This is a genomic window from Polaromonas hydrogenivorans (assembly GCF_040105105.1).
In the GTDB taxonomy this organism is placed as follows: domain Bacteria; phylum Pseudomonadota; class Gammaproteobacteria; order Burkholderiales; family Burkholderiaceae_C; genus Polaromonas; species Polaromonas hydrogenivorans.
Window position 1 is genome coordinate 3,780,489 of record NZ_CP157675.1, and the last position, 26,868, is coordinate 3,807,356.

Here is a 26,868-nt window from a genome sequence, read left to right on the forward strand (position 1 = left end):
TGGGGAGGGCAAGCCCTGGCGCTGACAGTTTTCATCAAATACGGCTATTGCGCAATCAGGACGGGCACAAGCAGCTATTTAAACAATAGCATTGACCGGCTGTTCAGGCACTGGGCGCGATGTGCAAGGGAATCGTCACCGGCCCGTCGTTGACCAAATGCACCTGCATGTCGGCGGCGAAGCGGCCGGTTTCCACCTGCGGGTGGGCGGCTCTGGCCTGCGCCACGAAGTAATCGTACAGCCGCAGCCCCTCGTCGGGCGCGGCCGCGCCGGTAAAGCTCGGCCGGTTGCCGCCCGAGACATCGGCGGCCAGCGTGAACTGGCTGACAACCAGCAGCCCGCCGCAAGCGCCCTGCCCGTCCACATCCTGCACACTGCGGTTCATCTTGCCGGCGGCGTCCGAAAAGATACGCAGTTTGAGGATTTTGGCCAGCAGCTTGTCGGCCTGCGCTTCGGCGTCGCCGCGTTCGGCGCAAACCAGCACCAGGAGGCCCCGGCCAATCTGGCCGACGATTTCGCCATCCACCACGACGCGGGCCTCGGCCACGCGCTGCAGCACGGCTTTCATGCGTGCTTCAAGCTGTGCATCAAGCCAGCGTCACGCGGGCAAACTTGCGCTTGCCGACCTGTACCACATAGGTTCCAGCCGCCAGTTTGAGCGCCTTGTCGCTGACCACGCTGGAATCCACGCGCACGCCGCCGCCGTCGATCAAGCGGCTGGCTTCGCTGCCCGAAGGCGCCAGCCCGGCCGCCTTGAGCAGCGCGCCTATGCCCAGCGGCGCGCCCGACACCGACACTTCGGCAATCTCGTCGGGCACGCCGCCCTTGCTGCGGTTGATGAAATCCTGCTCGGCGGCGTCCGCTGCGGCGGCGGAATGAAAGCGCGCGGTGATTTCCTTGGCCAGCGCCACCTTGGCATCCTTCGGGTTGCGGCCACCTTCAATCTCTGCCTTCAGCGCGGCGATGTCAGCTTCGCTCTGGAAGGACAGCAGCGTGTACCACTTCCACATCAGCACGTCCGAAATCGACAGCACCTTGGCGAACATGCTGTTGGCGTCCTCGGAAATGCCGATGTAGTTGTTCTTGCTTTTCGACATCTTCTCGATGCCGTCCAGGCCTTCGAGCAGCGGCATGGTCAGGATGCACTGCGGCTCCTGGCCGTATTCCTGCTGCAGATGCCGGCCCATCAGCAGGTTGAACTTCTGGTCGGTGCCGCCGAGCTCCAGGTCGCTTTTCAAGGCTACCGAGTCATAGCCCTGCATCAGCGGGTAGAGGAATTCATGCACGCTGATCGACTGGCCGGCCTTGAAACGGTCGTGAAAGTCGTTGCGCTCCATCATGCGCGCCACGGTGTAGCGCGACGCGAGCTGGATCATGCCGCGCGCGCCCAGCGGGTCGCACCATTCGCTGTTGTAGCGAATCTCGGTTTTGGCCGGGTCCAGCACCAGGCTGGCCTGGCGGTAATAGGTCTCGGCATTCACCTTGATCTGCTCGGGCGTGAGCGGCGGGCGCGTGCTGTTGCGCCCCGACGGGTCGCCGATCAGACTGGTGAAGTCGCCAATCAGGAAGATCACCGTGTGGCCCAGGTCCTGCAACTGGCGCATCTTGTTGAGCACCACGGTGTGGCCGATGTGGATGTCGGGCGCGGTCGGGTCCAGCCCCAGCTTGATGCGCAGCGGCACGCCGGTGGCTTCGCTGCGGACCAGTTTGCGGGTCCATTCGTCCTGCGGAATCAGCTCGTCGCAGCCCCGCAGGGTGGTGGCCAGCGCCGTTTGCACACGGTCAGACAGGGGTGAATTTGTAACAAGCTCTTGATTCATAAGGGTTTTTCTTGGGACAGGTTATTGTCCGACAGATATAATTCTGGCTTTCCTACGTCGGGCCGCCATTTTAGAGTCGCCGCCGGCCGCTCACGAGGAAGCCAGAATTTTTGAGTCCGATGCTCTCCACCCGCTGGCAAAACGGTTGGCCTGGTTATCGATTTACCTGTCATCATCGTCCGGCATGCCCTTGCGGCCCGACGCACTTTAGTTGGGATTTACGCTTTGCGCCTGCCCGTCGCCTCCCATGCCCCGCTGACCCTTTCCCGTGTCCTGTCCGCCATTGCCGACAGCCTGCGCCGCCACCCCAAACGCCTGACCGCCAGCCTGGCCATGCTGCTGCTGGGAACCGGCGTGACCGCCTTCGGCGTTGCGCCGCTCGCGCCCGATGCCGCCGACCTGCCCGTTCGCCAGGTACTGGAAGCGATTCAGCCTCTTTCCCCCCAGTCCGCGCAGGCCCAGATGGACGCGCTGGCCGATTTCAACTTCAAGCTGTTTCGCACCGAAAGCACGCGCAGCAGCGACCGCGCCAGCACCCTGCTGCAACGGCTGAACATTGATGACACGGCGGCAGAGGTGTTTTTGCGCACCGACCCCAATGCGCAGCTGATCCTCACCGGGCCACCGGGCAAAAACGTCACCGCCGAGGCCAGCGAAAACCAGCAGCTGCTCAAGCTCAGCATGCGCTGGCCCACCGACGACGAACAGGTGTTCAAGCGCCTGGTCGTTGAACGCAGCAGCGATGGCCGCTTCACCTCGCGCATTGAAACCGCGCCCTACACCCGCTCGGCCCGGCTGGCCAGCGCCACCATCGAGACCACGCTGTTCGCCGCCATCGACGATGCCCGCATTCCCGATGGCGTCGGCGTGCAGCTGGCGGAAATTTTCTCGACCGACATCGATTTCCGCCGCGCGCTGCGCAAGGGCGACCGCTTCAACGTGGTGTACGAAACGCTCGAAGCCGACGGCGAAACCATGCGCACCGGCCGCGTGCTGTCGGCCGAGTTCGTCAACGAAGGCAAGGCCTACCAGGCGATGTGGTTCCAGCCCCCGGGCCAGGACGCGTCAGGCGCCCCGCTGAAGGGCGGCTACTACACGCTGGACGGCAAGAGCCTGCGCCGCGCGTTTTTGAGTTCCCCGGTGGAGTTCTCGCGCATCAGCAGCGGCTTTTCGATGCGTTTTCATCCCGTCCTGCAAACCTGGCGCGCCCATAACGGCACCGATTTTGCAGCGACCACCGGCACGCCCGCCCGGACCATCGGCGACGGCGTGGTGGAGTTTGCCGGTGTGCAGAACGGCTACGGCAACGTGGTCTTCATCAAGCACCGCGACAACCGTGAAACGGTCTATGCCCACCTGAGCAAGATCAACGTGCAGCAGGGCCAGACCGTCAGCCAGGGCCAGACCATCGGCCTGGTCGGCTCGACCGGCTGGGCCACCGGCCCGCACCTGCACTTCGAGGTCCGCATCAATGGTGTCCAGCAGGATCCGATGACTGTCGCCAAGCAAAGCGACGTGGTTCCGGTGCCCGCTGCCGCCCTGCCGCAGTTCAGGCAACTGGCCAACGGCTTCAGGAACCAGCTGCAGGCCGCAGCCACCATCGACCAGACCCGGGCCGAGTAAGGCAAAAGCCGGTAGCGACTGCGGCAAAATAGCCGCATGCACGACTACACCATTGGCCTGATGTCAGGCACTTCCCTTGACGGCGCCGACGGCGTTCTGGTCGATTTTTCAGGCCAGACGCTGCGCGTCGTCGCCAGCGCCAGCGAGCCGTTTGGCGACAGTTTTCGGGCCGAACTGCTGGCGCTCAATTCGCCTTCGCACAATGAATTGCACCGCGCCGCGCTGGCGGGCAGCCAGCTGGCGGCGGTGTATGCCAGGGTGGTGGCCGACCTGGTGCGGCAAGCAGGCGCGCTCGGAATCCCCGCCGGCCAGATCCAGGCCATTGGCGCGCACGGGCAGACGGTCAGGCACCAGCCCCAGCGAACTTCAGCAGAACCTGCGGGCGCGGGCTACACGCTCCAGCTCAACAATCCGGCCCTGCTGGCCGAATTGACCGGCATTGACGTGGTGGCCGATTTCCGCAGCCGCGATGTCGCCGCAGGCGGCCAGGGTGCGCCGCTGGTGCCGGCGTTTCACCAGGGTGTCTTTGGCCGCGCGGACGCCACGGTCGCGGTGCTGAACCTGGGCGGCATATCCAATCTCAGCGTGCTGCCGCCTGCCGGCTCGCCTTTGCCGGTGCTGGGCTTTGACTGCGGACCGGGCAACGCGCTGATGGACGCCTGGTGCCTGCAGCACACCGGCCAGCCTTTTGATGCGGGCGGCGCCTGGGCGGCCGGCGGCCGGCTGGTTCCGGCGCTGCTGGCCAGCCTGCAGGGCGAGCCCTACTTCTCGCAGCCGATTCCCAAGAGCACGGGCCGCGACCTGTTCAGCCTGGCCTGGCTGGCTGAAAAACTGCGGCCCTTTTCTGGCGAACGACCCGAGGATATTCAAAATACATTGACCGAATTGACGGTTTGCGCATGCAATGCAGGCATTTGCAGCTATGGAAAAGAGAGCATCGAGCTGATTGTCTGCGGCGGCGGCGCGTTCAATCTTTATCTGCTGCAGCGCCTGCAGGCGGGCCTGCCCTGGCTTCGCGTCAGCACCTCGGACCGGCACGGCCTGCCGCCGCTGCAGGTCGAGGCGGCTGCCTTTGCATGGCTGGCCCGCCAGATGATCCGGCGCCAGCCCGGCAACCTGCCCGGCGTGACCGGCGCAGCGGGCTTGCGCGTGCTGGGCGCGCTGTATCCCGCCTGAACCGGTCTGGCCCCCTCTTCAGGCTTTCACCCATGTTCACCTTTCAGGTCAGAGCGCCACGCACCAGCGGGAATGCCGGCAGGCCCGCCAGGATGGCCGCTCCGTAGCGCATCGTCACCAGCCGGGTGTCGCACACCGTGATGACCGCCCGGTCGGTGACGGTTCTCACGCCGCGCCCGGCCCACTGGGCCAGCTTCATGCCAGCTCTAGGCACCGACAGTTCGGCAAACGGGTCGCGCCCCTGCCCGCTCAGCCACTCGGCCAGCGCTTCCTCGACCGGCGAGCTTGGCGGCGTGAAGGGCAGCTTGTCGATCACCACATGCTCGCACAGCCGGCCCGGCAGGTCGATGCCTTCGCCAAAGGACTGCAGGCCAAAGATGATGCTGCGTTCGCCGGCCTTGACGCGCCGGCCGTGCTCCCTGAGCAGCTCGGTGCGCGAGCGAACGCCCTGCACCTGAACCTGGTCCAGCAAATCCTGGGGTAGCGCCGCATGACAAGCCTGCATCTGGCGTTTTGACGTGAACAGCACCAGCTGCCCGTGCGGGTGCTCGCGCAGCAGCCCGGGCAGCTTGGCGCACAGCTCATCGGAGAAACCCGGGCTCTTGGGCGAATGCGTCATGGGCGCGATGCGCAGCTCGCCCTGCGTGGCATAGTCAAAAGGCGAGTCCACGACCAGCGAGCGGCGCTCGGGAAAGCGGTTCATGCCGCTCAGCCGGTCAAAAAAATCAAAGCTGCCGCAGGCCGTGAGCGTGGCCGAGGTGCAGACGGCGGCGCTGACCTTGTTCCACAGGTTTTTGGACAAGACCTGCGCCGCCGTCATCGGGCTGGCGCACAGCCAGGCGTCCGGCGCGCTGCCGGCCCCATCCTCGGCCCACTCGATCCACTTGGCCCACGGCACCCGGTCGTGGGTCGCCCAGGCGCTCAGCAGCTTGTCCAGGGTGCCAAGCCGCGACAGATAGACGCCCAGCTCGACGCCGGCATGGGTCTGCTCCTCGCGCTGGGTGGGCGACTTCGCTTCGTCGGGCTCCTTCAATGCCGCCGCGATGCTTGAAACCACCGAGGCAATGGCGCGGATGAGCGTGGCGAGTTCCTGGCACTCGGGAACCAAGGCCTCCGGGATACGGCCCTGGGCGAAGCGGTGGACGGGCTGGCCGGCGCTGACGAGCTGGGCATCCTGCCAGTAGCGCTCGAGCATCGCCAGCTTGTCGGTGCAGCCGGTGACGAGCTGGGCAAAGGCGACCGGGTCCGGCCGGGTGGACGCCGGCAGGGCCTTGCCATGGCGCAGCGCTACCGTGCGCAGGCTGGTGAGCAATTTGCTGCTCGTGCCCAGGCGCGCCCGGTACGAGAACTGCTCGGCCGCGATGCCCGGCAGGTGGTGCGCCTCGTCGAACACGAACAGGGTGTTGCCCGCATCGATCAGGCTGCTGTCGGTCTGCAGCGTCGCCAGCACCAGGGCGTGGTTGGCCACCTGCAGCGTCGCGCCGGCCGCCTGGCGCCTGGCCTTGAAGAAGGCGCAGCTTCTGAAATGCTCGCATTGCCCGCCGTTGCAGGCGTGGGCATTGGCCTGGACCTGGCGCCAGTCCTGCGGGTCAGGCGGCTGCGCCAGGGAGTCGATGTCGCCGTCCCAGCTGCCCGCGTGCAGCTTCTTGGCGCTGCTCTTGAACCAGCGCATCGCCTGGCTGCGGTCGCGCGGAATGCCGGCCGCCGGCCGGCGGGCGTCGCCAAAGGAATCCTGGAACAGCTCGCCCGTGAGCAGGCCGTCCTGCGCCACGTCGTTGATCACGCCTTCGAGGCGGCTTTCGCAGACATAGCGGGCGCGGCCCTTGAGGATGTCGTAGCGCAGATCGGGAATGATTTCAGCCAGGCGCGGCAGATCCTTGTGGAACAGCTGCTCCTGCAGGGCCACGGTGGCCGTGGAGACGATGACGGTTTTCTTGAGCACCTCGGACGCCACGATGGCCGCCAGGCAGTAGGCCACCGTCTTGCCGGTGCCCGTTCCTGCTTCGAGTTGCGCCAGATGGCTGCCCGTGCGGACCTCGTCCTCGGGCGCCCTGGCCGACAGGAAGGTCAGCAGGCACGCCTGCATCATCTGGTACTGGCCGGGCCGGGCGATGAAGCCGGGCCAGTCGGCAGCGACCTCGCCATACAAGAGTTCCAGCCGGATGCGCGCGGCTTCCAGCAGATCGGGGTCAATGCCCTGCTCAGAGGCATGCGCCGGCACGGCGACGGGAGACTGGACCAGGGAAAACGCCAGGGGCGCGCCTTCAAGCGCGGACGGGGTGGTGGACAAACTCATCTGGCTGATTATTGACCGATGTCACGCCGTGCGTCCCGCCTGAAACGAGTGCAGCCTCTGATGCGCCTGCCCGCTGCCGAAAAAAGCCGGCAAACCGAAGCAGGTAAAGCCGCCCTGAAGGCGGCTTTTACAAAATGGGCCGTCAGCCAGACCCTTGAGACTCAGCCCTCAGACCGAGAAGCTGGAGCCGCAACCGCAGGAACTGCTGGCATTCGGGTTCTTGATGACGAACTGCGCGCCTTCCAGGTCGTCCTTGTAGTCGATCTCGGCGCCGACCAGGTACTGGTAGCTCATCGCATCAATCAGCAGCGACACGCCATTCTTGGTCATGGTGGTGTCGTCTTCGTTGGTGATCTCGTCAAAGGTGAAACCGTACTGGAAACCCGAGCAGCCGCCGCCTTGCACAAACACGCGCAACTTCAGGTCAGGATTGCCTTCCTCGGCAATCAGTTCGGCCACTTTGGAGGCCGCGCTGTCGGTAAAAACAAAGGGCGCGGGCATTTCGGTCTGGATATTTTCAGCAACTGCACTCATGGGAACTCCGTTATTCAATAAGCCAACAGGCAATCTGGAAATACTACAGCAAATCAATCAACCATAACGCGCGCGCGTCTTAGCGCATTGCAGCCGCCGCGCCATGAAAAAAGCCGCCAGGCGGACCAGGCGGCTTTTTTGCAAAGCAGGGGAAGCGAAAATTAACGCTTGCTGAACTGCTTGCGACGGCGGGCTGAGCGGAAACCGACTTTTTTACGTTCGACTTCACGCGCATCGCGGGTCACGAAACCGGCCTGGCTCAACGCTGGCTTGAGCGTTGCGTCATAGTCGATCAGGGCGCGGGTAATGCCGTGGCGCACTGCGCCGGCCTGGCCGGACTCGCCGCCGCCGTGGACGTTGATCATGATGTCAAACGTCTCGACGTGGTTCGTCAGGAACAGGGGCTGGCGGCAGATCATGATGGAGGTCTGGCGACCGAAGAACGCTTGAATGTCCTTGTCGTTGACCGTGATCTTGCCAGTGCCTTTTTTGATAAACACACGGGCGACGCTGGATTTGCGACGGCCGGTGCCGTTGTTCCATTCACCGATCATTTGGCTGACTCCCGTGATGTGCCTGCAATTTCAAGCACTTTAGGCTGTTGGGCGGTATGCGGATGCTCTGCACCGCCGTACACCTTGAGTTTCTTGATCATGGCGTAACCGAGCGGGCCCTTAGGCAGCATGCCCTTGACGGCTTTTTCCAGGGCGCGGCCAGGAAACTTGGTTTGCATGTCGCGGAAATTGGTGGCAGTGATGCCGCCTGGATAACCGGAGTGACGGTAGTAAATCTTGTCGGTCGATTTGGCACCGGTCACGCGCAGCTGGGCTGCGTTGATGATGACGATGAAGTCACCGGTATCGACGTGAGGCGTATAAATGGCCTTGTGTTTGCCGCGCAAACGGAGAGCAACTTCGCTGGCTACTCGTCCGAGGACCTTGTCGGTCGCGTCAATCACAAACCACTCGTGCGTCACGTCAGCGGGTTTGGCGCTGAAGGTTTTCATGAGTTTCTCTTATTTAAAAGGGGGGTTTGTCGGGTTCTTTTCCACGGTCGGCGTTCCTCTGATGAGAACCTCTTAGGTGGTCATTTGCCTGCCGGCGCTTATCTAGACAAGTCCAAAAAGTGCCTTCAAGCAACCCTGCCGCGGAACCACATGTGCGCTGCAGAGCCCGCGATTATATGAAGAATCAAGGGTTTGCGTCAATTTTTAGGGTCTTTGCACGGCAAGAAGGTACGATAGAGGCATGTTTTCTTACCGCCACGCCTTCCATGCAGGCAACCATGCCGACGTTCTCAAGCACACTTGCCTGATTGCGTTGATGAAGTACCTGACCCAAAAAGACACGGCCCTGACCGTGATCGACACCCACGCCGGCGCCGGCCTGTACCGCCTCGACGGCGACTACACCGAGACCAGCGGCGAAGCCAGCGAAGGTATTTTCAAGCTGCTTTTAGCATCAAAAACCGCTTCTGCGCAGACTGGTAAATCGGGAGCAGCTATCAAAAAAGTAGCGCCTGCGGCCACAACCAAAACCCCTCCCGCAGCGCCTGAGCCAACTGCCAAGTCCGCCGCCGACTACGCCTGGGCGCCGGCCCTGCAGGACTACCTGGAACTGCTGCGCAGCCTGAACCCGCATTTCGCCCAGACCGGCGACCCGGCCCATCTGAAGATTTACCCCGGCTCGCCCTTCATCGAGCAGAAATTCCTGAGCGGGCGCGACAAGCTCAAGCTGTTTGAGCTGCACCCGACCGATTTCAAGTCGCTGACCGGCAACATCGAGCAGCTCGGCGTGGGCCGCCAGGTCGTCGTTGCCCGTGAGGACGGCTTTGAAGCGCTGAAAACCTTCTTGCCGCCACCGGCCCGGCGCGCCATGGTGCTGTGCGACCCGAGCTATGAAATGAAGACCGACTATCTGCGCGTCTCAAGCTGCATGGCGGACGCCGTCAAGCGCTTCGCCACCGGCACCTACGTGGTCTGGTATCCGATCATTCCGCGCCCTGAAGCGCACGACCTGCCGCGCAAGCTCAAGACCATCGCCGTCAAGGCCGGCCGCAGTTGGCTGAATGCCACGCTGACGGTCAAGTCCAGCAAGCTGACCACCGACACCGAAGGCGAAGTCGTTCGCCCCGGCCTGCCTGCCAGCGGCATGTTCATCATCAACCCGCCGCACACGCTCAAGGCCGAGTTGCAGGCCGCGCTGCCGCAAATGGTCGCCCTGCTCGGGCAGGACCGCAATGCCGGCTTTACGCTGGAACACGGCGGCTGAGCGTCTGGCCCGCGCATCCGGACTCAGGCCAAAGCCCGGCGGATATCGGTGGCTTGCGTGCCCTGCCCTGAAGCCACCCCGTCAAGCTTTGGCGACGGCCTTCAGAACGGTGGGCGCGATCAGTCGATGCATCGGCACCACAGGAAGCATGTAAAGCCGACCGAGAAAGTTGTTCACCTGCACGACCGTGGTGACGGTGACGACCACTTCTGCATCCTGCGCTGGAGGCGTGCAATGCACGGACAGCGTGACGTTCAAGTGCTTGTCCCTGTCGCCGAGAAGGGCTTCGCTGAAGGTGTTCTCGAAGAGGGTAAAGATACCGATCCGCTCCCCGGGCTGGTACTCGGACGCATTCCTGAACGTGTTCACGTTGTCCAGCGCTCCCAGATTTTTCAGCCCCACAAAAGAAACTACACGGTTGCGAAGCGACATGCAGGTGTTCACCCATGAGGGGGTTTGGGCCAGGGCTTTTTGGAACTGCGCCAACGCTGGCAACTTCGGGTCGCCTGCCTTGACCGACCAGGCGTCATAAAAATAGGCGCCAGGGATCAATTCGGCGATGCGGCTACGCGCCGGCGGACTGGTTTCGTGCGGAAGGTTGTTCATGCGGGCTCTTTCAAGCGTCAAATCAGTCGTTCGCGGAATCAATGCCATGGCCCGAGGTGCGTCAACCGCAGCGTCCGTGCGGCCCTCTTTAATACTTCAGCGCGCCGCTCTTGCCCCAGAAGACGCGGTAGGAAAACACGGTGTAGCCGATGATCATCGGCAACACCACCACCGCGCCCGCCAGGATGACGCCCATGGATTCCGGCGAAATGGCGGCTTGCCAGATATTGATACGGTCAATCACCAGCCACGGAAACAGGCTGTAGGCCAGGCCGTAGAACGCCAGCAAAAACACCCCGATGGTGCCGCCGAAAGGCACCCAGATGCCGTATTCGTTGCCCTGCGCCAGGCGCGTGGGCAGGCGCTGCAGGCTGCGGTGGATCACCCAGAACAGCACGGCGGTGGCAACGGGAATCGGCAGCAGCAGCACGATATTGGGAAACGAAAACCACTTGTCGAAAATCGCCCGGCTGACCCACGGCGTGGCCAGCGAAATGGCCGCGATGCCCGCCATGGTGAGCCACAGGCTGGCGCGCGCCCAGCGCACCGCCTGCAACTGCAGCGCGCCACCCGACTTGATGATCAGCCAGCCGGCGCCCAGCAGGCAGTAGGCCGACAGCAGCGCCAGGCCGATCACCGCGTTGAAGGCGATGACCCAGCCGGTCGTGGCAAAGCCGGTGATCAGCGAGCCCAGCATGTAGCCTTGGCTCCAGCTGGCCATCAGCGAGCCGGCATAAAAGGCGCGGTTCCACAGCGGCTTGCGGGCCGCGTGCGCCTTGACCCGGAAGTCAAAGGCCACGCCGCGCAGTGTCAGGCCGATCAGCATCATGGCCACCGGCAGGTACAGGGCGCCCAGAATCACGCCGTGCGCCATCGGAAACACCGTCAGCAAGATGCCGACGCCCAGCACCAGCCAGGTTTCATTGGCATCCCAGAACGGGCCGATGCTGGCAATCATGCTGTCCTTGTCGTCCTCGCTGGCGCTGCGCATCAGCATTCCGACGCCGAGGTCGTAACCGTCCAGGATCACATAGGCCAGCATCGCCAGCCCCATGACGCCCAGGAAAACAATCGGCATCCAGCCGGCGGCCTGGGTGAGGTTGGGTGCCATGTCAAGCATGAGCCGCTCCTGGTTGGCTGGTTTGCTGTTCGGGGTAGGTGACGGGGTTCGGCGTGTCTTCCATGCCGCTGTCGGCCGGGGTCTTGTGCCGCGCCAGGTAGAACACCACCGAGACATAGGCCACGATGAGCGCGGCATAGAGCGCCAGGTACAGCGACAGCGTGAATGCAATCTTGGGCGCCACCACCTGCGAGGCCGCGTCGGCGGCGGTCAGCACGCCGGACACCAACCAGGGCTGCCGGCCGATTTCCGTCGTGTACCAGCCTGCAACCAGCGCGACCCAGCCGGCAAAGGTCATGGCCACCAAGGCCCTGGCCTGCCAGTTGCGAAGGTTGCGGGCCGGGTCTTTCTTCCAGGGCGCCAGTTGCAGCACGCTCGACCAGCTGACCGCGAGCATCAGCATGCCCATGCCCACCATGATGCGAAAGGCCCAGAACACCGGCGCCACCGGCGGGTGCTTGCCTTCAAACTCGTTCAGTCCCCTGACCTCGCCGTCGAGATGGTGGGTCAGGTAGAGCGACGCGAGCTTGGGAATGCCGATTTCATAGCGGTTTTCTTTCGCCTTTTCATCCGGCAGCGCAAACAGCACCGCCGGAACGCCTTTTTGCGTTTGCCAGATGCCTTCCATCGCGGCCAGCTTGGCCGGCTGGTGTTCCATGGTGTTCAGGCCGTGAAAGTCGCCGGCCAGGATCTGCAGCGGAATCAGGAAAGCGGCCAGGTAGATGCCGGTCTTCAGCCCGGCCATGACCTCGGCGCCGCGCTCCTGGCGCAGCCAGCGGTAGCTGGAGACGCCCGCCACCAGGAAAGCCACGGTCAGGCCCGAGGCCAGCATCATGTGCGTGAAGCGGTAGGGGAACGACGGGTTGAAGATCACTTCCAGCCAGCTCGTGACATGCGCCTTGCCGGCGATCATTTCAAACCCGGCGGGCGTGTGCATCCAGGAGTTCAGCGCCAGAATCCAGAAGGCCGACAGCGTGGTGCCGCCGGCCACCAGCAGCGTGGCGATGGTGTGCATTTTTTCACTGACGCGCGCCCGGCCGAACAGCATCACGCCCAGCATGGTGGCTTCGAGGAAGAAGGCCGTCAGCACTTCATAGGCTAAAAGCGGCCCGGCAATGTTGCCGACTTTCTCCATGAAGCCCGGCCAGTTGGTGCCGAACTGAAAACTCATGGTGATGCCACTGACCACGCCCAGCGCAAAGGTCAGTGCAAAAATCTTCACCCAGAACTGGTAAGCGTCCATCCAGTGCTGCTGCCCGGTCTTGACAAAGCGCAGCTTGAAAAACAGCAGCACCCAGGCCAGCGAGATGCTGATGGTCGGGAACAGGATGTGAAAAGTCATGTTGGCCGCGAACTGAATCCGCGCCAGAACCAGGGCGTCAAGTCCATCCATGATCAGCTCCTGGAATTTTCGGCAACAGATTCCGGCAGCACTGGGTCAGGGTCAGGCAAGGCACGACCCCGGAAACCGGCCTTGACGCTACTGGTCACCTTGTCCTTGGCCTGCAGCAGCTTTTGCACCTTGGCGCCCATTTTCATCAGGCTGATGAGTGTGCTTGAGTCCATCTTCTGCACATCAGAAAGCCAGCCTGTCATCAGCTCGATCAGCTCGTGCATCTGCCGCATGCGTTCCTGGGCATGGATGTCGTCCTCGCCGGAGGGTTTTTCCATCAGCGCGTCGCGCAGCATCGACAGCGTCGGATCGATCTCGCGCTTGCGCCGCTCCTCGGCCAGCGTGCGAAAGATCGCCCAGACATCCTCGGGCGCCTGAAAGTATTCGCGCCTGTCGTTGGGCAAATGCTGCAGCCGCACCAGGTTCCAGGACTGGAGTTCCTTCAGGCCCATGCTGACGTTGGAGCGGGAAAAAGCCAGCGCCTCGCCGATGTCGTCGGCGTTCAGCGCCCGGGGCGAGACATACAGCAAGGCGTAAATCTGCCCCACGGTGCGGTTGATGCCCCAGCGGCTGCCCATCTCGCCGAAGTGAAGGACAAAACGCTGGGTCAGGGGAGCAAGGTTCATGGTGCGATGTACTGAAGTTTCAGGAATTACTGAAATTCTAGTAAACGCTCCGGCTCTGCGCTGCCGGTTTTCCTTAACCCTTCAAATTGCAGGGTTGACGCCGGATCGGCATTTCCCGAAACGCCATTCATGCAAGGCGTTCGTGCCGCCTGGCAGAACCCGGTGCAACATCAACGCCGGTGAGTGCGTGCCGAGCGGCGCGGTGCTTTGCCGTTTTTCTTGAGCTGGCCAGGGGCCAATGCCGCGTTGTCCAGGGTGTCGGCCACGTTCAGCGACACCTCGGCCACGCCCGCGCCCATCAAGCCCAGGGCTTCGGCGGCGGCCTGGCTCACGTCAATCACGCGGCCCGGGGAAAACGGTCCCCGGTCATTGATCCGCACATCGACTTCGCGTCCCAGGGCCAGGCTGCGCACCCGGACAATGGTGCCGAAAGGCAGGGTCTTGTGGGCGGCCGTCAGCGCGTATTTGTCGTAGTTCTCGCCGCTGGCGGTGCGGCGGCCATGGAATTGGGCGCCGTACCACGACGCATGGCCGCGCTCCAGCTCCAGCGCCGCCGCGCCGGTCAAGCGGTATTTTTCATCCACGGGAACATCGGGCACCGCTGGCGCTTCAGCCGGGGCGGCCGGAGGCGGCGCCTCGACCTGCTTGCGAAAACGCCGGGCAATGAAGTCGGCAAGGCGTGATGGATGAGGCGGTGCCGGCGGCGTCGCAGCGGCGGGCGTTGATGGCGACGCCAAGGCCGAAGACTCCGCCGGGGACAAGGCCGGCGCCGGATGGGGCGCTGCCGTCGGCGCGGGCAGCGTCGTGCAGCCCGCCATCAGGGCCAGCAGGCCCGCCGCCAGCCAGCACTTGAGGGCGCCGCCCCGGGAGGCGAAAACCAGACCCGCCATCAGGCCGGCGTCAGGCGGCGAATGATCTCGGTCGTCGCCGCCGCCTGGTTCATCGTATAAAAATGGATGCCCGGCACGCCGGCCGCGCACAGCTGGCCGCACAGATCGGTGATCACGTCCAGGCCAAAACTCCTGATCGACGCCATGTCGTCGCCATAGCCCTGCAGGCGCAAACGAATCCAGCGCGGAATCTCGGCGCCGCAGGCATCGGAAAAACGCATCAGCTGGGTCGAACTGGTGATCGGCATGATGCCCGGCACCACCGGCACCTCGACGCCCAGCCGCCGCACGTCATCAACAAAGCGGAAATAGGCATCGGCGTTGAAGAAATACTGGGTGATGGCTGAATTGGCGCCGGCCCTGACCTTGGTCGCAAAGGCGTTCAGGTCGGCATCGGCCGATTTGGCCTGCGGATGGATTTCGGGGTAGGCGGCGACTTCGATGTGAAAGGCATCGCCGGTTTCAGCGCGGATAAAGGCCACCAGGTCGCTGGCGTAATGAAACTCGCCGCCCATGCCGTAGCCGCTGGGCAGGTCGCCGCGCAGGGCCACCAGGCGCTTGACGCCCATGGCCCGCAAGGCGCCAAGCTGGTCGCGCACCGTCGCCCGGGTCGCGCCGACGCACGAAAAATGGCTGGCAGCGGCCACGCCCTCGTCCTGAATCGCCTTGACGGTGCTGAAGGTGCCCTCCTGCGTCGAGCCGCCGGCGCCAAAGGTCACCGAGCAAAACTCCGGCTGGTGCGCATACAGCGCCTGGCGCGTCAGCCGCAGCTTCTCGACGCCTTCAGGCGTCTTGGGGGGGAAAAATTCAAAACTGACCGGAATATTCATCGCTGGCCTTCAATCACTGGTGGAGTTGTCATCGGATTTTTTATCGCGCCGCTTGCCGCGCGCCGGGCCATGCTGGCCCGCCTGCGCCAGTTCGGAATCTTCGTGCGGCGCCCAGGACGCCCGCATCTCGCTGCGCGGCACCCGCTTGGAGACTTTTCGCTGCGGCGCCGCCAGCAGCGGCTGGTCTTCGCCCTGCACCTCATGCCCTTTTTGGGCGTGGATGAAGAACTCGCGGTTGCCGTCGCCGCCGGCAATCGGCGACTCCAGCCAGGCCTTGACCTCCAGCCCCAAGGCGGCGCAGGCATCGCGCAGGCGCTTTTCAACGAATTCGAAATGCGCCGCATCGCGCACGATGCCGCCCTTGCCGATCTGGCCCGGCTGCAGTTCAAACTGCGGCTTGACCAGCATCAACAGGTGGCCGTCAGGCTTGAGCAGCCGCACCACGGCGGGCAGCACCAGCGTCAATGAAATGAAGGACAGGTCGCCGGTCAGGAAGTCGAACACCGGATCGAAGCCGCCTTCCTCCGCTTCAGCCGCTTCATCGCCGTCATCGCTTTCTTCAGCGTCTTCAAAGTCCTCGAAGTCCTCGAAGTCGTCTTCACTGCCGCTGCTGATGTGCAGGGCACGGCGGTAATGCACCCCCAGGTCTTCAGCCGTCAGCGAACGCGCATTCACGCCTTCGATGCAGACCACGCGCTCGTCGGCCCGCAGGCTGTCGTGCAGCTGGCCATGGCCGACATCGACGCCCACGACCTGCACGGCGCCGTGCTGCAGCAGGCAGTCGGTGAAGCCGCCGGTCGATTGGCCGATGTCCAGGCAACGCAGGCCCGTCACGTCCAGGCCCGTGCTTTTCAGCGCGCCTTCGAGTTTGAGGCCGCCGCGCGAGATGTACTTGGCTTCGGTGGTGTCGAGCACCTGCAACTCGGCGTTGCCGGGAATTTCATCGCCGTTCTTGGCGACTTTTTTCCAGCCACGGCCTCGTCCACGCGCCAGTGCACCCCCGAAGCGATCAGGCGCTGGGCCTGGGAACGGGTGGTGGCATGGCCGTGTTCAACAAGAAATAGATCAGCGCGCATAAGGTTCCGGCAACGTCAAGGTTGCGTACAGGGGAATAAAACTATCATTTTGATAGCTGCCAGCGCATGCACAGCATGCGCAAGAGGCCAATTTGGCTTAAAAATGCCCTTGCGCCCGGAGCGCAGGGGCCACAAGGCATCTCAATAACGGTAGGTATTGGCCTTGTAAGGGCCAGCTTTGGACACGCCAATATACGCTGCCTGCTCGTCGCTCAGTTCGGACAGCATCGCGCCGACCTTCTTCAGGTGCAGGCGGGCAACCTTTTCATCGAGGTGCTTGGGCAGCACATAGACCTTGCCGGCTTCATAGTCGTCCTGCTTGGTGAACAGCTCGATCTGCGCAATCGTCTGGTTGGCAAAGCTCGACGACATGACAAAACTCGGGTGGCCGGTGCCGCAGCCCAGGTTCACCAGCCGGCCCTTGGCCAGCAAAATGATGCGCTTGCCGTCAGGGAAGATCACATGGTCCACCTGCGGCTTGATTTCTTCCCAGCTGCATTTTTCGAGCGACGCCACGTCGATCTCGTTGTCGAAGTGGCCGATGTTGCAGACGATGGCCTGGTCTTTCATGGCCGCCATGTGCGCATAGGTGATGACGTTCTTGTTGCCGGTGGCCGACACGAAGATGTCGCACTTGTCGGCGGCGTATTCCATGGTCACGACCTTGTAGCCTTCCATCGCCGCCTGCAGGGCGTTGATCGGGTCGATCTCGGTGACCCACACCTGGGCGCTCAGGGCGCGCAGGGCCTGGGCGCAGCCCTTGCCCACGTCGCCGTAGCCGGCCACCACGGCAACCTTGCCGGCAATCATCACATCGGTGGCGCGCTTGATGCCATCGACCAGCGATTCGCGGCAGCCGTAGAGGTTGTCGAACTTGGACTTGGTGACCGAATCGTTGACGTTGATGGCGCGAAACGCCAGCGTGCCCTTGGCCGACATTTCATTGAGGCGCAGCACGCCGGTGGTGGTTTCCTCGGTCACGCCGATGATGTTGGCCAGGCGGCGGCTGTACCAGGTCGGGTCTTGCGCCAGCTTGGCCTGGATGGCGTTGAACAGGCAGATTTCCTCTTCGCTGCCGGGCTTGTCCAGCAGGCTGGCATCGGTTTCAGCCTGCGCGCCCAAGTGCATCAGCAGCGTGGCGTCGCCGCCGTCGTCCAGGATCATGTTCGGGCCTTCTTCGGGCGTGCCGTGGGTGCCGGTGAACTCGAAGATGCGGTGGGTGTAGTCCCAGTAATCGGCCAGGGTTTCGCCCTTGATGGCGAACACCGGCGTGCCTTCGGCGGCAATCGCGGCGGCGGCATGGTCCTGCGTCGAGAAGATGTTGCACGAGGCCCAGCGCACTTCAGCGCCCAGCGCCTGCAGGGTTTCAATCAGCACGCCGGTCTGGATGGTCATGTGCAGCGAGCCGGTGATGCGCGCGCCCTTGAGCGGCTGGGCAGCGGCGAATTCCTGGCGAATCGCCATCAGGCCGGGCATTTCGGTCTCGGCGATTTTGAGTTCCTTGCGACCCCAGGCGGCCAGCGTCAGGTCGGCAATGATGTGGTCGGTGTTCAACATGGTTTTCAGTGCAGCGTTCATAGGAATAACTCCAGAAATTGAGGGTCAAGCTGGGCAAAATAGCCACGGCCGCAGGTGTCAATCGAAGGGAGTGTGGGTCTCACTCACCCGGCATCAAGGCACATGCGGGTGAGCGTGGTTGCAAATAGAAGTCCTGAGCCTAGACCACATGCCGTGGGTTGCAACGCTCCTCAGGAGAGCCGCCATTGTACAGAACACGCTCAAAAGCAGGTGTTACAAAGACCCCATGCGCAAATTTCCCCAGTGCAGGCCCGTCATTCAGCAACGGTCGCCCGGTCGGCTGGCGCGCTGGGTTTATCCATCGCCTTTTACCTGTGCGCCAGCCGGTTTTTTTAACCTTTTATGCCTTTTGCGCATACCCCCTATGCGCAAGCAGCTATTATTTACATAGCATCTTCGAGACTAATGGCTAGCGCGCCAGCACGCTCGCCAGCGCCTTGCCGGTCGCGGTTCCCAGCGCCACCACCGCCTCGGGCGGTGCGGACGCCACCACCAGCCCGCCCGCGTTGCCGCCGTCCGGCCCCAGGTCGATCACCCAGTCGGCCTCGGCGATCACGTCCAGGTCGTGCTCGATGACGATCACGCTGTGGCCGCCGTTGACCAGGCGGTGCAGCACATGGATCAGCTTTTCGACGTCGGCCATGTGCAGGCCAACCGTCGGCTCGTCGAGCACATACAGCGTGTGCGGCGCTTTCTGGCCGCGCCGGGTGATGTCGTCACGCACCTTGCTGAGTTCCGTGACCAGCTTGATGCGCTGCGCCTCGCCGCCCGACAGCGTGGGCGACGGCTGGCCGAGCGTGAGGTAGCCCAGGCCCACGTCTTTGAGCAATTGCAATGGGTGGCCGATGGCGGGCATGGCGGCGAAGAAATCCACCGCCTCATCGACTTCCATTTTCAGCACGTCGCCAATGCTTTTTCCGCGCCAGGTGACGGCCAGCGTCTCGGGGTTGAAGCGCGCGCCGTGGCAGGTTTCGCACAGCACCTTCACGTCGGGCAGAAAGCTCATGCCGATGGTGCGCACGCCCGCGCCTTCGCAGGTCGGGCAGCGGCCTTCGCCGGTGTTGAAGCTGAAGCGACCCGCCGCGTAGCCGCGCGCGCGCGCTTCGAGCGTGTCGGCGAACAGCTTGCGCACCGTGTCCCAGAAGCCGATGTAGGTCGCCGGGCAGGAACGCGGGGTCTTGCCGATGGGCGTCTGGTCCACTTCGAGCACGCGGTCAACGACGCGGTAGCCTTCGATGCGCTCGCAGCCGGTCCAGGCCGGGTGTTGGCCCGCATCGTCGGCTTCGCGGCCGGCCCTGGTCGAGCGCTGGGTGACGCCGGCGTGGACGCTGGTCAGCAGCACGTCGCGCGCCAGCGTGGATTTGCCGGAGCCCGAAACGCCGGTGACGGCGACCAGGCGGTAGAGCGGCACTTCGACCGAGACGTTTTTGAGGTTGTGCAGGCTGGCGTTGACGACTGTCAGCCACGAGGTGAACGGGCTGGCGGCGGCGGGCGCGGCGTTGTGCAGGGCGCTGGCGCTGGCGGCTGCGACTTTGAGGGCCTGGGCTTTGAGGGCGGCCTGTTTTGCCTTGCTCGGGGGTTTGGCGGGAATCGGGGAGCCCCCACCCCCGCCCTCCCCCAGAGGGGGAGGGAGTGAAGAAGGAAGGAAGCCCGCGTGGCTCCCACCCCCGCTGGGGGAGGGCGGGGGTGGGGGCAGCTTCGTCACGCGGCGCGCATGCAAGGGATGAATCAGCGGATTGGCCAGGTAGTGGCCAGTCAGCGATTCCGGCACGCCAGAGAGCTGCGCCGCCGTTCCCTGCGCCACCAGCCGCCCGCCGCGCTTGCCCGCGCCGGGGCCGATGTCGATGATGTTGTCGGCGCGGCGAATCGTGTCTTCGTCATGCTCGACCACCACCAGCGTGTTGCCGCGTTCGCTGAGCTTGCCCAGGGCGCCCAGCAGAATCTGGTTGTCGCGCGGATGCAGGCCAATCGTCGGCTCGTCAAGCACGTAGCAGACGCCCTGCAAATTGGAGCCGAGCTGCGCGGCCAGCCGGATGCGCTGCGCCTCGCCACCCGACAGCGTGGGCGCGCCCCGGTCCAGCGTGAGGTAACCCAGGCCCACGTCTTCGAGGAACTCCAGCCGGCTCTTGATCTCTGGGACCAGGTCGCGGGCGATGCCGGCTTCGCGCCCGCTAAGTGCCAGTTGATCGACCCAGCCGCGCACATCGGTCACCGACAAAGCGGCAATGTCGGCAATCCCGGCATCGGCGAACAGCACGGCGCGCGCCTGTGGGTTCAGTCGCGTGCCGGCGCAGGCCGGGCAGACGGCGTCGAGCACGTCATCGGTCTCGGCTTCGCCGAAGGTCTGCTCGCGGCCCTTGTTGTCGTCGCTGCCCAGCACCGAATCGTCGAACGCCTTGCGCTGGTCCCTGGTCAGCTTGACGCCGGTGCCGACGCAATCGGGGCACCAGCCATGCTTGCTGTTGTAGCTGAACAGGCGCGGATCGAGTTCGGGGTAAGAGGTGGAACACACCGGGCAGGCGCGGCGGGTCGAAAAGGCCTCGATCCGGCCAATCGCCTTGGTGCTTGAACCGGCCAGCATCGCGTCCTGCAAGCCATCAAGCGTTGCCAGCACATGCACCACGCCCTTGCCATGCTCCAGCGCGGTCGCCAGGGCCGTGCGCAATGCCGCCTCGTTGTCGGGCGTGACGTGGATATCGGCAATCGGCAGCTCGACCGTGTGCTCCTTGAAGCGGTCGATGCGCGGAAAGCCGGTGGTCGGCAGGAATTCGCCATCGACTCGCAGATGCGTGTAGCCGCGCGGCCGCGCCCAGTCGGCCAGCTCGGTATAGACGCCCTTTCTATTCATCACCAGCGGCGCCAGCAAACCGATGTGCTGGCCGCGATAGGTTTTCAGGAGCTGCGCGGCGATGGCGTCAAGGCTTTGCGGCATGACGGCAGCGCCGTCCCTGGTGCAATGCTGGATGCCGAGCTTGACGTACAGCAGCCGCAGGAAATGCCAGACTTCGGTGGTCGTGCCCACGGTCGATTTGCGCCCGCCGCGCGACAGCCGCTGCTCGATGGCCACGGTGGGCGGAATGCCGTACACCGCATCGACCTCGGGCCGGCCGGCTGGCTGCACGATGCTGCGCGCATAGGCGTTGAGCGACTCCAGGTAGCGGCGCTGGCCCTCGTTGAACAAGATGTCGAAGGCCAGCGTCGATTTGCCCGAGCCGCTGACGCCCGTGACCACATTGAACTTGCCGCGCGGAATATCGACCGACAGGCTTTTGAGGTTGTTTTCCCTGGCGTTGACGATCTGGATCAGGTTGGAAAATGCCGGCCGGGTCGCCCAGGCCTTGGGGCGCTGCTCCTCGACCTTGTAGGTCTTGGCCATGGCCTGCTCGTAGTCGCGCAGCGCCAGCGCGGTGTGCGACGTGGGGTGCTGGCGCACGATTTCCGGCGGCCCCTCGGCGACCAGCAGGCCGCCGTTCTCGCCGCCTTCCGGCCCGAGGTCGATCAGCCAGTCGGCCGAGCGGATCACGTCCAGGTTGTGCTCGATGATGATCAGCGAATGGCCGGCCTCTAACAGCCGGCGCAGCGCGCGCATGAGCTTGGCGATGTCGTCGAAATGCAGGCCGGTGGTCGGCTCGTCGAACAGAAACAGCGTGCCGCGATTCGGGTACTTGAGCGCCAGCGCCTGTCCGCTGGCGCTTTTGCGCTGGCCCGCCGATTTGCTGGCGCCTGCCAGAAAGCCCGCCAGCTTGAGCCGCTGGGCTTCGCCGCCCGACAGCGTGGGCACGGGCTGGCCGAGCTTGACGTATTCCAGCCCGACATCGACGATGGGCTGCAGGGCGCGCATGACTTCGCGGTCCTGCGCGAACAGTTGCACGGCTTCGCTGACGGTGAGGTCCAGCACGTCGGCCACATTGAGCAATCTGGGTTTGATCTGGCCGATGGCCTGGCGCGCTATGGTCACTTCGAGGATTTCAGGCCGGTAGCGCTTGCCGTCGCAATCGGGGCAGCGCAGGTACACATCGCTCAGGAACTGCATCTCGACATGCTCGAAGCCCGAGCCGCCGCAGGTCGGGCAACGGCCGTCGCCGTTGTTGAAACTGAACTTCGTCGCGGTGTAGCTGCGCTGCTGGGCCAGCGGCGACAGGGCGAACAGATCGCGCACGGCGTCCCACGCGCCGACGTAGCTGGCCGGATTCGAGCGCGCGGTCTTGCCAATCGGCGACTGATCGACAAACACCACGTCCGTCAGGCGCTCGGCGCCCAGCAGCCGGTCGTGCAGGCCCGGCGTTTCGGTCGCCTTGCCGAACTGGCGCAGCAGCGCGGGCGCCAGGATGTCCTGCATCAGCGTCGATTTGCCCGAGCCGCTGACGCCAGTCACGCAGACCAGGCGCTGCAGCGGAAACTCGACTGTCAAATTTTTCAGGTTGTGGTCGCGCGCGCCTTCGAGGATCAGGCGCGGCGTGTTGTCGGTCACCGCGCGCTTGAAGCCCATGCCGACCTGCTTGCGCGCGCCCAGGTAGGCGCCAGTCAGCGTGTCGGCGTGCCGGAGGTCTTCGGGCGTGCCGTCGAACACGATCTGGCCGCCCTTCTCGCCGGGGCCTGGCCCCATGTCGATCATGCGGTCGGCGGCCAGCATGACCGCCGGGTCGTGCTCGACCACGACCAGCGTGTTGCCGGCATCGCGCAGCCGGTGCATGGCCTGGGTGATGCGGCTCATGTCGCGCGGGTGCAGGCCGATGGACGGCTCGTCGAGCACGAACAGGGTGTTGACCAGCGAAGTGCCCAGCGCGGTCGTCAGGTTGATGCGCTGCACCTCGCCGCCCGACAGCGTGCGGCTCTGGCGGTCCAGCGTCAGGTAGCCGATGCCGACATCGCACAGGTATTTCAGCCGGGTCTGGATTTCCTCGAACAGCGACTTGAGCGCCTTTTGCTCGGCATCATCGCCAGCAGCGGCAAACGACAGGCTGCCGGAGAACTTCTGCAAACGGTCAATCGGCAAGCGCATCAGGTCATGCAGGCACAGCCCCGGCATCGCTTCAAGCTGCGCGCGCGTCCATTGCACGCCGACCGGCATGAAGCGCTCGGCCGGCGGCAGCACCACGTCGGCAGCCTCCTTCGTGCCCAGCCGCCACTGCAGCGATTCGAGCTTGAGGCGCGCGCCGCCGCAGGTCTCGCAGGTGGTGTAGCTGCGGTACTTGGACAGCAGCACGCGGATGTGCATCTTGTAGGCCTTGCTCTCCAGGTAGGCAAAAAAGCGCTTGATGCCGAACCAGTGCAAATTCCACTTCCCCTTCCAGCCGGGCGAACCGTTGATCACCCAGGCCTGCTGCTCGGGTGTGAGCTTGCTCCAGGGCGTGTCGCGCGGAATGCCCTCGGCCTCGGCGTGGCGCATCAAATCGTCCTGCGCTTCCTTCCAGGCCGGCGTCTGCATGACCTTGATGGCGCCGGCGCGCAGCGTGAGCTTGTCGTTCGGAATCACCAGCCCGTAATCGACGCCGATCACGCGGCCAAAACCCTTGCAGGTCTCGCAGGCGCCCATGGCCGAATTGAAGGAGAACAGCGACGGCGTCGGCTCCAGGTAGCGCAGGTCGCTGTCGGGGCAGTGCAGTCCGGTGGAAAAGCGCCACATTTCTTCGGGCGCGCTGACGCCATCCACGTCCTTCTGCTGCACATAGACATTCAGGCGGCCGCCGCGCTTCAAAGCGGTTTCAATCGCCTCGATAACCCGGATTTTTTCGGTGATGTGCAGGCGAAAGCGGTCGGCCACCACATCGAGCAGCTTGTGCGGCCCGGCCGGCGTGCCGACTTCCCTTTCGGCATGGACGCGCGTGAAACCGCTGGCCGACAGCCACTGCTCGACCTCCCCGGCGCTGGTGTTGCCCGGCAGCTCGACCGGGAAGGTCATCACGACGCGCGGATCACCATCAACGGTACGCGCCATCAGCTCGGCATAGATGGATTCAGGGGAGTCGTGCCGCACGGCCTGCGCCGTCTGTCGGTCAAAAAGCTGCGCCGCGCGGGCGTAGAGCAGCTTCAGGTGGTCGTTCAGCTCGGTCATGGTGCCGACGGTCGAGCGCGAGGAGCGCACCGGATTGGTCTGGTCGATGGCAATCGCCGGCGGCACGCCTTCGACCTTGTCCACCGCCGGCTTGTCCATGCGGTCCAGAAACTGCCGCGCATAGGCCGAGAAGGTCTCGACGTAACGGCGCTGGCCTTCGGCAAACAGCGTGTCGAACACCAGACTGGACTTGCCCGAGCCGCTCGGGCCGGTGACGACCGTCAGCTCGCCGGTGCGAATGTCCAGGTCGATATTTTTGAGGTTGTGCTGGCGCGCGCCGCGAATGCGGATGATTCCCTGGGACATGGGCTGAGGTCTTTCCTGAAGAGGTCGGACATTCTAGGAGCCTGGCGCGCGCTCAATGCCCAAGGCGCGAATTGACCCCCGACAGGGAAGTTCTTGCCCACGGGCGCAAACCATTTTGCTATAAAAAATATAGCTGACTATGCATGCTGGATGTGCGCAACATGCATAAATAGCTAAAAATCAGCAGTCTGGCACGGGCCTCTCAGCCGTAGAGGGCGTTTTCGAGTTCCCTGAATTTATCGGGACCGACAGCCTGCTCGATTTTGGGCGCCAGTTCCCGCAGCTTGCCCAGGTCACCGGCGGCTTCGACGGCCAGATTGAGCAAAAAACCGCGCAAACCCAAGCCTGCCGTGAGCCGCGTGGCAATCGGGTAGGCCTTTGAATAATGCGCTTGCGCATCCTGGCGGTCTGACTGAGGCGGATTTTCCAGGGGGTCAGGCGCTGCCGCAATCACGGGATCACCCGGCAAGGGGGCCATGGCCTCGGCGCCATCTGCCGTGGGAATGAGCACCAGCAACCCCCGCGTGACCATGTGCACCACATCATCTTCAGTAATACCCAATCCCTCGGTGGCCTTCAGAACGTCCTGCATGCTGCGCTTGCCATCGAACATGATGAATGCAGAGCGCTGCCGGGGCGTCAATGCAAGCGAGCGGCTGAGCAAGGCTGATTGGCCCGATTCCGTCTTGACGTAAATCATTCGGTTTGCCTCCTGTCAATCGTTTGCGTAGATGTCGTAATCCTTGGTTTCCTTGACGAACAAGGTTCCCACCACGAAGGTCACGCCGGCAATGATGATCGGATACCACAGCCCGTTGTACATATTGCCGGTTTGCGCCACGATGGCAAACGCGGTGGTGGGCAGCAGGCCGCCAAACCAGCCGTTGCCGATGTGATAAGGCAGGCTCATCGAGGTGTAGCGGATGCGCGTGGGGAACATCTCGACCAGCATGGCGGCAATCGGGCCATAGACCATGGTGACCAGCAGCACCAGGTAAAACAGGATCGCCGTGACCATGACCTTGTCCATCTTGGCCGGATCAGCCTTTGAGGGGTAGCCGGCGGCCTTCAGGTCATCGCCAATGAGCTTCTTGAACTCCGCATCCTTTTTGCGGGCCTCGTCAGCGCTCAGGCCCTTGGCCGTGTAGCTGGGGATGGCGTTCTGGCCAATCTTGATGGAGGCTACCGTGCCGGCAGGCCCGGCCACGTTTTCGTAGCTGACCGATGCGCCCGCCAGAACCTGCTTGGCGATGTCGCAGGAACTGGTGAACTTGGCGGTGCCGGTCGGATTGAACTGGAACGAGCATTCCTTGGGATCGGCAGTCACCACCACCTGGTTCCTGGCCTGCGCCTCGGCCAGGTCAGGATTAGCCGCCTTGGTCAGCGCGGTGAACACCGGAAAATAAGTCAGGGCGGCCAGCAGGCAGCCCGCCATGATGATGGGCTTGCGGCCGATCTTGTCGGACAGGGTGCCGAACACCACAAAAAACGGCGTTGCCAGCAGCAGCGAGTAGGCCACCAGGATGTTGGCCGTCGGCCCATCGACCTTGAGCGCCTGGGTCAGGAAGAACAGGGAATAGAACTGGCCCGAATACCAGACGACGGCCTGGCCGGCGGTCAGGCCGACCAGCGCCAGAATCACGATCTTCAGGTTTTTCCACTGGCCGAACGATTCGGACAGCGGCGCCTTGGACGTCCGGCCTTCGGCCTTCATTTTCTGGAAGGCAGGCGACTCGTTCATGGACAGCCGGATGTACACCGACACGGCCAGCAGCAAGATGGAAACCACGAAGGGCACGCGCCAGCCCCAGTCGGCAAACGCCACCTCGCCCACGGCGGTGCGCACCCCCAGAATCACCAGCAGGCTCAGGAAAAGGCCCATCGTCGCGGTGGTCTGGATCCAGGAGGTGTAGGCACCGCGCCGGCCTTCGGGCGCATGCTCGGCGACATAAACCGCAGCGCCGCCATATTCACCGCCGAGGGCCAGGCCCTGCAGCATGCGCAGGGCAATCAGGATGACCGGCGCCGCGACACCAATGGATGCGTAGCTGGGCAGCAGCCCGACGATGAAAGTGGACAGGCCCATGATCACAATCGTGACCAGAAAGGTGTACTTGCGGCCAATCATGTCGCCCAGGCGGCCAAAGACCAGCGCACCGAACGGACGCACGATGAATCCAGCGGCAAACGCCAGCAAGGCGAAAATGAATGCCGAACCAGCGTCCAGCCCACTGAAAAACTGCTTGGCAATAATCGCCGCCAGAGAGCCATACAGATAAAAGTCGTACCACTCGAATACCGTACCCAGGGATGAGGCAAAAATCACCTTTCTCTGCTCTGCCGTCATGACACTCTTATCGACTGTTATTGCCATTTTTGTTGTCTCCGTTATGAATCTATCTGTCGGCTACCGTGGCAGGCAGTCAGGGCGACTATCTTGGCCCTAGCTGACCCGGCTCTGACGCCAGCCCGGCAGACGCCGGTATCGAACGGAACGAAAAATCATCGCCTAAGTATTAACCCTTGGACACTATTTCTCATGGCGATAAATCACGAACAAATAGCCTTCCGCTGTTTTTCAGCGGCCCTTGAACCAAGGGAAAATCCCTAGTTCTTTCCACTGTTCAGCGTAAGGACTTGGTCAGCCCCCCCTCCCAGAATTCACCTCC

20 protein-coding genes and 1 riboswitch are annotated in these 26,868 nt (G+C 63.7%); of the genes, 3 read left to right on the top strand and 17 right to left on the bottom strand.

Annotation, left to right across the window (positions count from 1 at the left end):
* Positions 1-103 precede the first annotated feature (103 nt).
* Both dtd and tyrS read right to left on the bottom strand, forming a co-directional pair.
* Positions 104-568 (bottom strand): D-aminoacyl-tRNA deacylase, encoded by a 465-nt coding sequence (gene dtd / locus ABLV49_RS18250; RefSeq protein WP_349278667.1) that lies wholly within the window; start codon positions 566-568, stop codon positions 104-106.
* A 19-nt stretch (positions 569-587) separates the two neighbouring features.
* Complete coding sequence (gene tyrS / locus ABLV49_RS18255; protein ID WP_349278669.1) at positions 588-1,820, bottom strand: tyrosine--tRNA ligase; 1,233 nt, start codon at positions 1,818-1,820, stop codon at positions 588-590.
* A 225-nt stretch (positions 1,821-2,045) separates the two neighbouring features.
* On the opposite strand from tyrS, the gene ABLV49_RS18260 reads away from it, so the two are divergent.
* Positions 2,046-3,443, top strand: a complete 1,398-nt coding sequence (locus ABLV49_RS18260; RefSeq protein ID WP_349278671.1) for a M23 family metallopeptidase — start codon at positions 2,046-2,048, stop codon at positions 3,441-3,443.
* 36 nt (positions 3,444-3,479) lie between these two features.
* Positions 3,480-4,619 (top strand): anhydro-N-acetylmuramic acid kinase, encoded by a 1,140-nt coding sequence (locus tag ABLV49_RS18265; RefSeq protein WP_349278673.1) that lies wholly within the window; start codon positions 3,480-3,482, stop codon positions 4,617-4,619.
* Positions 4,620-4,662: 43 nt separating this feature from the next.
* Here ABLV49_RS18265 and dinG read toward each other — a convergent pair whose 3' ends face one another.
* The 4 genes from dinG to rplM all read right to left on the bottom strand — a co-directional run bounded on the left by dinG (position 4,663) and on the right by rplM (position 8,455).
* On the bottom strand, positions 4,663-6,915 hold the full coding sequence (gene dinG / locus ABLV49_RS18270; RefSeq protein ID WP_349278675.1) for an ATP-dependent DNA helicase DinG: 2,253 nt from the start codon (positions 6,913-6,915) through the stop codon (positions 4,663-4,665).
* A 168-nt stretch (positions 6,916-7,083) separates the two neighbouring features.
* Entirely contained in the window at positions 7,084-7,449 is a 366-nt protein-coding gene (erpA, locus tag ABLV49_RS18275) for an iron-sulfur cluster insertion protein ErpA (protein ID WP_011799923.1), read from the bottom strand.
* Positions 7,450-7,610: 161 nt separating this feature from the next.
* Entirely contained in the window at positions 7,611-8,003 is a 393-nt protein-coding gene (gene rpsI / locus ABLV49_RS18280) for a 30S ribosomal protein S9 (protein WP_011799922.1), read from the bottom strand.
* Positions 8,000-8,455: a 50S ribosomal protein L13 gene (gene rplM, locus ABLV49_RS18285; RefSeq protein ID WP_349278678.1), complete on the bottom strand. Its 456-nt coding sequence runs from the start codon at positions 8,453-8,455 to the stop codon at positions 8,000-8,002. Before rplM ends, rpsI begins: the two co-directional genes overlap by 4 nt.
* Positions 8,456-8,696: 241 nt before the next feature.
* On the opposite strand from rplM, the gene ABLV49_RS18290 reads away from it, so the two are divergent.
* Positions 8,697-9,719 (top strand): 23S rRNA (adenine(2030)-N(6))-methyltransferase RlmJ, encoded by a 1,023-nt coding sequence (locus ABLV49_RS18290; protein ID WP_349278680.1) that lies wholly within the window; start codon positions 8,697-8,699, stop codon positions 9,717-9,719.
* An 81-nt stretch (positions 9,720-9,800) separates the two neighbouring features.
* On the opposite strand, the gene ABLV49_RS18295 is transcribed toward ABLV49_RS18290, so the two are convergent.
* The 11 genes from ABLV49_RS18295 to ABLV49_RS18345 form a co-directional block, all read right to left on the bottom strand.
* Positions 9,801-10,373, bottom strand: a complete 573-nt coding sequence (locus ABLV49_RS18295; RefSeq protein WP_349278682.1) for a DUF2867 domain-containing protein — start codon at positions 10,371-10,373, stop codon at positions 9,801-9,803.
* 40 nt (positions 10,374-10,413) lie between these two features.
* The gene (locus ABLV49_RS18300) at positions 10,414-11,445 is read right to left on the bottom strand and encodes a cytochrome d ubiquinol oxidase subunit II (protein ID WP_349278683.1); all 1,032 of its coding nucleotides are present in this window, start codon (positions 11,443-11,445) and stop codon (positions 10,414-10,416) included.
* Positions 11,438-12,838 carry a cytochrome ubiquinol oxidase subunit I gene (locus ABLV49_RS18305; RefSeq protein ID WP_349278684.1) on the bottom strand — a complete coding sequence of 467 codons (1,401 nt, stop codon included), beginning with the start codon at positions 12,836-12,838 and terminating at the stop codon, positions 11,438-11,440. Before ABLV49_RS18305 ends, ABLV49_RS18300 begins: the two co-directional genes overlap by 8 nt.
* A 2-nt stretch (positions 12,839-12,840) precedes the next feature.
* Positions 12,841-13,464, bottom strand: coding sequence for a GbsR/MarR family transcriptional regulator (locus tag ABLV49_RS18310; RefSeq protein WP_349278686.1), 624 nt, complete (start codon positions 13,462-13,464; stop codon positions 12,841-12,843).
* A 170-nt stretch (positions 13,465-13,634) separates the two neighbouring features.
* Entirely contained in the window at positions 13,635-14,354 is a 720-nt protein-coding gene (locus ABLV49_RS18315; RefSeq protein WP_349278688.1) for a septal ring lytic transglycosylase RlpA family protein, read from the bottom strand.
* Positions 14,354-15,184: a methylenetetrahydrofolate reductase [NAD(P)H] gene (gene metF / locus ABLV49_RS18320; protein WP_349278689.1), complete on the bottom strand. Its 831-nt coding sequence runs from the start codon at positions 15,182-15,184 to the stop codon at positions 14,354-14,356. Before metF ends, ABLV49_RS18315 begins: the two co-directional genes overlap by 1 nt.
* A gap of 9 nt (positions 15,185-15,193) precedes the next feature.
* Positions 15,194-16,099 (bottom strand): TlyA family RNA methyltransferase, encoded by a 906-nt coding sequence (locus ABLV49_RS18325; RefSeq protein ID WP_432280017.1) that lies wholly within the window; start codon positions 16,097-16,099, stop codon positions 15,194-15,196.
* 302 nt (positions 16,100-16,401) lie between these two features.
* The gene (ahcY, locus tag ABLV49_RS18330; protein WP_349278690.1) at positions 16,402-17,838 is read right to left on the bottom strand and encodes an adenosylhomocysteinase; all 1,437 of its coding nucleotides are present in this window, start codon (positions 17,836-17,838) and stop codon (positions 16,402-16,404) included.
* Positions 17,839-17,941: 103 nt separating this feature from the next.
* A riboswitch (S-adenosyl-L-homocysteine riboswitch) is annotated at positions 17,942-18,016 on the bottom strand.
* A 231-nt stretch (positions 18,017-18,247) separates the two neighbouring features.
* On the bottom strand, positions 18,248-24,199 hold the full coding sequence (gene uvrA, locus ABLV49_RS18335) for an excinuclease ABC subunit UvrA (protein WP_349278692.1): 5,952 nt from the start codon (positions 24,197-24,199) through the stop codon (positions 18,248-18,250).
* Between the two features lie 202 nt (positions 24,200-24,401).
* Complete coding sequence (locus tag ABLV49_RS18340) at positions 24,402-24,899, bottom strand: hypothetical protein (protein WP_349278694.1); 498 nt, start codon at positions 24,897-24,899, stop codon at positions 24,402-24,404.
* 15 nt (positions 24,900-24,914) lie between these two features.
* Entirely contained in the window at positions 24,915-26,573 is a 1,659-nt protein-coding gene (locus tag ABLV49_RS18345) for an MFS transporter (protein WP_349278695.1), read from the bottom strand.
* Positions 26,574-26,868 lie beyond the last annotated feature (295 nt).

Coding starts and splice junctions, on each gene's coding strand:
- dtd (WP_349278667.1), bottom strand. CDS start 568: ATGAAAGCCGTGCTGCAGCGCGTGGCCGAGGCCCGCGTCGTGGTGGAT.
- tyrS (WP_349278669.1), bottom strand. CDS start 1,820: ATGAATCAAGAGCTTGTTACAAATTCACCCCTGTCTGACCGTGTGCAA.
- ABLV49_RS18265 (WP_349278673.1), top strand. CDS start 3,480: ATGCACGACTACACCATTGGCCTGATGTCAGGCACTTCCCTTGACGGC.
- dinG (WP_349278675.1), bottom strand. CDS start 6,915: ATGAGTTTGTCCACCACCCCGTCCGCGCTTGAAGGCGCGCCCCTGGCG.
- erpA (WP_011799923.1), bottom strand. CDS start 7,449: ATGAGTGCAGTTGCTGAAAATATCCAGACCGAAATGCCCGCGCCCTTT.
- rpsI (WP_011799922.1), bottom strand. CDS start 8,003: ATGATCGGTGAATGGAACAACGGCACCGGCCGTCGCAAATCCAGCGTC.
- rplM (WP_349278678.1), bottom strand. CDS start 8,455: ATGAAAACCTTCAGCGCCAAACCCGCTGACGTGACGCACGAGTGGTTT.
- ABLV49_RS18290 (WP_349278680.1), top strand. CDS start 8,697: ATGTTTTCTTACCGCCACGCCTTCCATGCAGGCAACCATGCCGACGTT.
- ABLV49_RS18295 (WP_349278682.1), bottom strand. CDS start 10,373: ATGGCATTGATTCCGCGAACGACTGATTTGACGCTTGAAAGAGCCCGC.
- ABLV49_RS18300 (WP_349278683.1), bottom strand. CDS start 11,445: ATGCTTGACATGGCACCCAACCTCACCCAGGCCGCCGGCTGGATGCCG.
- ABLV49_RS18305 (WP_349278684.1), bottom strand. CDS start 12,838: ATGGATGGACTTGACGCCCTGGTTCTGGCGCGGATTCAGTTCGCGGCC.
- ABLV49_RS18310 (WP_349278686.1), bottom strand. CDS start 13,464: ATGAACCTTGCTCCCCTGACCCAGCGTTTTGTCCTTCACTTCGGCGAG.
- ABLV49_RS18315 (WP_349278688.1), bottom strand. CDS start 14,354: ATGGCGGGTCTGGTTTTCGCCTCCCGGGGCGGCGCCCTCAAGTGCTGG.
- metF (WP_349278689.1), bottom strand. CDS start 15,184: ATGAATATTCCGGTCAGTTTTGAATTTTTCCCCCCCAAGACGCCTGAA.
- ahcY (WP_349278690.1), bottom strand. CDS start 17,838: ATGAACGCTGCACTGAAAACCATGTTGAACACCGACCACATCATTGCC.
- uvrA (WP_349278692.1), bottom strand. CDS start 24,199: ATGTCCCAGGGAATCATCCGCATTCGCGGCGCGCGCCAGCACAACCTC.
- ABLV49_RS18340 (WP_349278694.1), bottom strand. CDS start 24,899: ATGATTTACGTCAAGACGGAATCGGGCCAATCAGCCTTGCTCAGCCGC.
- ABLV49_RS18345 (WP_349278695.1), bottom strand. CDS start 26,573: ATGGCAATAACAGTCGATAAGAGTGTCATGACGGCAGAGCAGAGAAAG.